Genomic DNA, 8,334 nt, shown 5'->3' with positions numbered 1-8,334 from the left:
CCTGAAGGCTTCACCGCGACGCCGTCCGAAGACGGCAAGGTGATGACCATCTATCAGGGCGAACGCGCGGTCGTTTCGATCACCATCACCGACACGGTGACGGGCGCCTATGAGGTCACCCAGCTTGCACCGATCAACCATCCGCAGGGGACGATCCCGGGGACGGAAGACAATGTGCAGTTCACGATTTCCTACCAGGTCACCGACAAGGACGGCGATGCGGCTGCAACGCCGGGCACGCTGACCATCAATGTCGATGACGACACGCCAGTCTCGAAGGGTGTGGTGACGGCTTCGCGTGTTCTCGACGACGAAGCGCAGAGCGAGTTCACGCCGGCCAACAATGGCGGCTTTAACGATGAGAACCCGAACTACAGCACTGTGTCGGGCGGCGCGGGTGCGCTGTTCACGGCGGGTGCGGATGGTGTGAAGTCGGTCGCGATCTCGGGTCCTGCCTTTGACGTGATCTACAAAGACGCCCAGGGTTTTGCGAAGACGGAAGCGGTTTCGTGGAGCGGCGGTGTCGTCGGTTCCGACGGGACGACGACGTTCACGGCGACGAGCGCCAACTATCCGGCCGGGACACCGGCTGCGGTCCTGGTGATCAAGGCGGACGGTTCCTATACGTTCACGCTGGGCGCGCCGGTTGCGCATGACACGGTGAGCATTTCGGAAGACAACAAGTCGCTGTCGTTTGACTTCACGGTGACGGACGGCGATGGCGACAAGGCGACCGGTACGCTGAAGGTCGACGTCAACGACGACACGCCTGCGCCGATCGTCTCGCTCGTGTCCGGTTCAGCCACTCTCGACGACGAGGCGCAGAGCGAATTCACGCCGGCCAACAATGGCGGCTGGGGAGACGTTACCCCGAACTACAGCACGGTATCGGGCGGTGCAGGTGCGCTGTTCACGGCAGGTGCGGACGGTGTGAAGTCGGTCGAGATCTTGGGTGCTGCCTTTGAGGTGATCTACAAGGACGCTCAGGGCTTTGCGAAGACGGAAGCGGTTTCGTGGAGCGGCGGTGTCGTCGGTTCTGACGGGACGACGACGTTCACGGCGACGAGCGCCAACTATCCGGCCGGGACACCGGCTGCGGTCCTGGTGATCAAGGCGGACGGCTCCTACACGTTCACGCTGGGCGCGCCGGTTGCGCATGACTTTTCTCTGCCGGGCTTCGAAGATGACAAAAAGCTGCCGTTCGGTTATGTCGTGACGGACGGCGATGGCGACCATGCCGTCGGTGCCCTGACCATCGATGTCAACGACGACACGCCGAAGGCCTATGTAGTGACGTCGACGACGGTTCTGGACGATGAGGCTCAGGGGGCGGGCAATGCCGGCGGTTTGGGCGACGTTGTCAACGAGCATGTCGCGACCGGGCTTGCCGGTTCGCTGTTCACGGCGGGCGCCGACGGCGTCAAGTCGGTAGCCATCAACGGTCCGGCATTCAGTGTGATCTACGAACAGGGCGGTCTTGCCAAGACGGAATCCGTCGACTGGAGCAATGGCGTCAAGGGCGCCAACGGCTCGACGACGTTCACGGCGACCGGCCATCTCTCCGGCCAGACCGCCGCCGTTCTGGTCGTCAACGCCGATGGTTCCTACAGCTTTACTGCCGAGGCGCCGATCGTCCATCCGACCGCCGGCACCACCGAAGAGAACACGACCCTGTCGATCGGCGTCACCGTTACCGATGGTGACGGCGACAAGGCTACCGGTACACTCAAGATCAATGTCAACGACGACACTCCGATCTCCACCGGTGTGATCGGCACTGGCGCGATCACCGAAAGCGCCGCAGGCGGTTCGATTGCAGGCGAGCTTTCCGCCCTGGTATCGCCGGGCGCTGACGGTCTCGGCCGCTACTCGGTTGAAACCACCGGTCTGTCCTCCAGCCTGACTTCGCTGACGTCCGGCGGTGTCGCGCTTACCTATTCCGTCGTCGGCAATGCCCTGGTGGCGAAAGCCGGTGCGGCGACGATCTTCACCTTCAGCGTCGATCCGGCCACCGGCCATTACACCTTTGCGCAGACCGGCCCGCTCGACCACACCGACAGCGTGGTTATCGATGGCGTGTCGATCCCGGCTGCCGCTCTCGACGCTGCCGGCAGTCATGCAGCTGTCGCTGATGTCGGCGGCAACGATCTCGCCTTCGTGGGACACCTGCCGGACGGCGACGCGATCATCCGCGTCAGCAATTCTGGCAATACCGCAGTCACCTGGACGCTGGACAACAATAACCCCGGTGGAACGGACTATGTTATCAACATCCCGGCCCACACCACCTGGTATTTGAATGTCGGCAATGTCCCGAACCAGACGAAGTTCGATCTTGACGGTGTAGGTTCGCCGAATGGCTCTACAACCGTCAACAATGGTCATTCGATTACCTTCACCGACGGCGACGGTTCGCTGGCGCTGGACCTTTCGTCCGCCGTCACGGTAACCGATGGCGACGGCGACAGCGTGGCGCTCCATGACCAGCTGATCGTCACCGTCACCGATAGCGTGCCGACGGCCGGCCCCAATGCCATCGGAACGGTCGAGGAAGGCGGCTCGGAAACCATCACCGCCGCCCTGACAGGCCTCTCCTGGGGTGCGGATGCCGGCAGCGCGCGTACGCTTTCCTTCACTGGAAGTGTCGCGACAAAGGATCAAAACGGAGCGTCGGTGACGACGCTCAGCTCGAACGGCAATCCGGTGACGATCGCCGTCATCGGTGGTGTGCTTACCGGGTTCACCGGCTCTGCCAACCCGCCGGCGCTGGACCATATCGTCTTTACAGCATTGCTCAATGCTGCGACCGGCGGTTACACCTTCTCGCTGCTTCAGCCGCTGGACCATACGGCGCCGAATGCGACGAGCCAGTATCTCGATCTGGCCCTCGGGTTCACCGCCACCGACGCAGACGGCGACGCCGCCACCTCGACGGTGACCGTTCGCGTCGATGCCGCCGGCTCGATCGACTCGATCAACTATTCCAGCCTTTCCACCAACGTCTTCGTCAACCTTGACGGTGCTGCCCACATGGTCGGCGGCCAGACCGTTGCAGCTGACACCGCGACCGACGGTGCCACCGTGATCGACAAAGTGATTGGTATCGACAGCGTCTCGGGCATCGTCGATGCCCTGGGTGGTGCCGGCAACGATGTGCTGATCGGCGGCGACGAGGCCAACAAGCTCACCGGCAATGGTGGCAACGATTACCTGGATGGCGGTCTCGGAGCCGATGTTCTCGACGGCGGTGAAGGTAACGACACCTTCGTCCTCGGCGCGGATGTGACCGGTTCCGGCACCCGCAACATTCAGCTGGGTGACGGCAGCCTGCTGGCGGTCAATATCGCTGGTCTTGCCGGCACTGCCGACCAGGTTATCGGTGGCGCAGGATACGACACGATCATCCTGGAGCGTGACGGCAAATCGGGCTTCGTGGCCGATTACAGCACGGCTCCCGGTTATCTCTCCGGCGTCGAAAAGATCGTCGGCACCGATGGCAATGACGTCATTCTTCTGGCTGCGGGCTCCACTGCGGACGGCGGACCGATCACCATCGAAGGTGGCGACGGCAACGACATCCTCGGCGGTTCGAATTCCGCCGATATCATCAACGGCGGCACGGGCAACGACCTGATCTCCGGTCTCGGCGGCAACGACATTCTCAAGGGCGGTGCCGGCAATGACGAGATCTGGGGCGGTCTTGGCGCCGACAAGCTCTATGGCGAAGACGGCAACGACATGCTGGTCGGCGGCAAGGGCGACGATCTGCTCGACGGCGGCACCAACAGTGCCGTTGGCTTCAACCGGCCATCCAACCCTGCATCGGGTGACGCCGCAACGATTATCGCTTCGGCTTTCGGCGGCGACACCGCAGACTACTCGTCGCTGACGACGGGTGTGTTCGCCAACTTGGGTGACGCCGCAACTTGGCCGGCCGCTATTCCGGCCCACAGCGCAATCGATAGCAACGGCGCCAATGATGCGGTCGGAACGGATACGCTTGTCGACATCGAAAACCTGACGGGCGGTATCGGCGACGATATTCTGGCCGGTGACGGAAACGACAACATCCTCAAGGGCGGCGCAGGTTCCGACACGCTTCTCGGTGGTGCAGGCAGCGACCTTCTCATCGGTGGCGATGACAATGTTGGCGACAACCTCTATGCCGGTTCCGGTAATGACGTGCTCGTCCTCGGCAATGGCGGCGGTACGGCCAAGGGCGAAGGCGGCAACGACCTGATCTATGGCGGCTCCAGCGGCGATTGGCTCTATGGCGAAGACGATGGCAACCCGAACCCGGTCGACGCCGGCGACGACATCATCTTCGCTGGTGGCGGCAACGACCATATCGAAGGGGGCGGCGGTGCCGACAAGCTGTATGGCGAAGACGGCGACGATACGCTGATCGGGGGCAAGGGCGACGACCTGATTTCCGGCGGCACAGGCAACGACACCTTCGTCTACAAGGTTGGCGACGGTGCCGACGTGATCGACGGGGGCACGGAAACCGGCTCGATCTTCCCGGACTACGACGTCCTCAAGATTGCCGGCGATGCCGAGGGCCGCACCTTCACGATCGGCAAATCGACCCTGGCGGACCCGCAGAATGTTGCGCCGGCCGACGATCGGCCCGACGTGCTGGTCACCTATAGCGGCACCGGCGGAACGACTGTACGGGCCGACGAAATCGAAGGCATCGAGATCACCCTGCATGCAGGCGGCGGCACGATCAATGTCGGCGATCTCTCCGGCACCGCCATCGCACCTTCGACCATCGTCATCACCGGCGGTACCGGCGACGACGTCATCAACCTGGCCGGTCTTGCCGGCACCAAGGTGGTCGTCACCGACGCCGACGACACCACTGGCGGCGACGTGGATACGATGATCCTGGCCGGCAAATGGGCCGACTACGACATCGTTCGGGCCTCCGACGGCACCTTCTCCTTCAGCCTCGGCGGCACCGTCGTGGCGACGGCGAAGAACATCGAGCAGTTCACCTTTGCCGGTGAGAACAACGGCAACGGCGGCACCGTGCAGGCCATCGAGCTGGTCAACGATGCACCGCATGCCATTGCCGACACCAATGCGGGCGATCCGGTAATCGAGGCCGGCGGCATCGCCAACGGCACGGCCGGCGACGCTTCGGCAACCGGCAATGTGCTGACCAACGATACCGACGCCGATATCTTCGACACCAGGACCGTCACCTCGGTCCAGTTCGCCGGCGGCGGGTTGACGGCCGTTCCCGGCAATAATGGCGATGTCACGGTTGCCGGCACCTACGGCACGCTGACAATCCATGCGGATGGCAGCTATGCCTATGCGCTGGACAACAATGACGCCGACACCCAGGCGCTTGTCCAGAACGCGCACGTCAGCGAAGTCTTCACCTACGGCATGAAGGATGCCCACGGCCTGACCTCGACGGCGTCGCTGACCATCGCGATCACCGGCACCAACGATGCAACGGTTGTCGACCTGAACGGCGCGGCTGCTGGAAACGGTACGGCGACCAACGCCACGGAACAGACGCCGCAGCAGTTCGCCTGGCAGGCAAGCCTTGCCGATGTCGACTCTTCGACGCTGCAGTCGATGACGGTGACGCTTGCCCACAACCTTGATGGAGCAAGCGAGACGCTCTTCCTCAACGCGACGGCAACCGCCGCCGCCGTGGGCTTGAACGTCGGCTACAATTCAACCACCGGCGTGCTGTCGGTCACCGGTTTGGCATCGATCGCCACCTATGAGACGATCCTCAAGAACATCGTCTACCAGGACAACAGCGATAACCCGGATACCTCGATCGACCGCACCCTGACCGTTGTGGTCAATGATGGGGTTTCCGATAGCGCGCCGCAGGTTGCGACCGTTCACATGATCGCCATCAACGACGCGCCGGTATTGGCCGGCACGTTGACTGGGGTGGTCGCCGAAGGCGGCAGCCACGTCCTCACTTTCGCCGAACTCGGCTATACCGATCCGGACGATGTCGACGGCGGCGTGGTCTTCCAGGTCTCCGTCTCCGGCGAGACGCACGGGGTGATTTCCAACGGCGGAGCTTCGGCGACCTCGTTCACCGCCGCCGAACTCAAGGCCGGCCTGATCACCTACACCCATGACGGTTCGGAAGGTCCGACCGCATCCTTCTCGGTCAAGGTCGAGGACGGCAACGAGGACAACTCGGCACCCGGCACCGGCACCTTCAACTTCACCGTGACGCCGGTCAACGATGCACCGGTGGCGCATGACGACGTCTATTTCATCGACGAGGACACCACCCTCTCGGGCGTCAACGTATTGACGAACGACACGGATGCCGAAGGCGATACCCTCATCAGGGTTGGCAACATAACGGTTGGGGGGAACCCGGCCGCATCCGCATCGCTGGAGACAGGCGGCGCGTTGACCTATCACGCGGAGGCAAACGAGAGCGGTTATTCGGTCATCGGCTATACGGTCTCCGACGGCAACCTCACGAGCCAGGGTACGATCACCGTCAATATCCGTCCGATCGCGGACGCCGCCACCATCTCCGGCTCCGGCTCCGGCAGCGAAGATGGTGCGGCCGCCATTGGGCTCAATATTGCTCTTGGCGACACGGATCATTCCGAGAAGGTGACACGAGTTGAGTTGAGCGGTTTCCCGGACGGTGCAACCTTCAACCAGGGCTCGTTGCAGGGTGGTGTCTGGGTCATCGAGAATGCTGCCGGGGTTGTTACCACCGGGCTGACGATGACTCCGCCGGCCAATTACAACGGCAACTTCACGCTGAACGTGGCAGCAACGGTCCTCGACAGCGCTATGCTCTCCGATGGCCTTCACACGGATACCGCGGTTTCGACCGGTTCGATCGAGGTTGCCATCACAGCGGTGAACGATGTGCCGGTTCTCGTCCAGCCGATTGCCGACCAGAGCATTGCGGAGGAAGGCACGATTTCCTTCCAGGTTCCGGCAGGCACGTTCTCGGACATCGACTCGGCACTGACCTACACGGCAACCCTCGGCGATGGTTCGGCACTGCCGGCCTGGTTGCACTTTGACGCCGGGACAGGGACTTTCAGCGGTGTTGCGCCGTTGAACTACAACGGCAGCTTCGATGTGAAGGTGACTGCCACCGACGGTTTGAACGACGTTTCGGACACCTTCAATATCGCGGTCACGCCGGTCAACGATACACCGACCCCGCACAACGACGTCTTTTTCGTCGACGAGGACCATACGCTCTCCGGCGTCAATACCCTCGCCAACGACACCGATGTCGACGGGGATACTCTGCATCCGACCGCGGCGACCATCACGTCGGGGCCGACGGGCAGCGGCCTCCTGTACTCCAACGGGGACCTGGTCTACACGCCGCACGCCAACGCCAGCGGTATCACCACGATCCAGTATACGGTATCTGACGGCAGCGGCGCCGCAAACGCCACGGCTTCGGCAACCATCACGGTCAATATTCGGCCGGTGGCTGATACTGCGACGATCTCCGGTTCTGGTCTCGGCGCTGAAGACGCAGCGGCCAACATCGCGCTCAACATTGCCCTTGGCGACACCGACGGGTCGGAAAAGGTGACGCGGGTCGAACTGTCGGGCTTCCCGGCCGGTGCGACCTTCAGCCAAGGCGCGCTCGAAGGTGCGGTTTGGGTCATCACCGATACCGCCGGGGTCAATACCTCCGGCCTGACGATGACACCGCCGCACGACTTCGCCGGCAACTTCGACCTGAACGTTGCGGCGACGGTCCTTGACAGCGCCACGCTCACCGATGGTCTGCACACCGATACTCTGGTTTCGACCGGTTCGATCGGGGTGGCCATCACGGCGGTTGACGATGCGCCGGTTCTTGCGAATGCGATTGCCGACCAGAGCATTCCGGAGGAAGGCACGATTTCCTTCCAGGTTCCGGGAGACACATTCTCGGACGTGGACTCGACACTGACCTACACGGCCACCCTCGGCGATGGTTCGGCACTGCCGGCATGGCTGCATTTTGATCCCAGCACAGGGACGTTCAGCGGTGATGCGCCGTTGAACTACAATGGCAGCTTCGATGTGAAGGTGACCGCCACCGATGGTTTGAACAGCGTTTCGGACACATTCAACATCGCGGTCACTCCTGTGAACGACGCCGCGGTTCTGACGCCGGTGACCGTCAACCTGACGGAAACCAACGCAGTCCTGACCTCGGGCGGCACTCTGACGATCAGCGATGTCGACAGCCCGGAGACCTTCGTCGCTCAGACGAATGCTGCTGGTTCGAACGGCTATGGCAAGTTCACGATCAACACGAATGGAACGTGGACTTACGCCACGAACACTGCCCACGACGAGTTC

At 62.6% G+C, this 8,334-nt stretch carries 1 protein-coding gene; it reads left to right on the top strand.

From position 1 onward, the window contains the following. The coding region (locus AC1DLT_RS30725) for a tandem-95 repeat protein (RefSeq protein ID WP_477489237.1) at positions 1–8,334 on the top strand (8,334 nt) is incomplete at both ends.

Source organism: Neorhizobium sp. 05N33, assembly GCF_056397445.1.
This window is presented reverse-complemented; position numbering and strand designations above follow the sequence as displayed.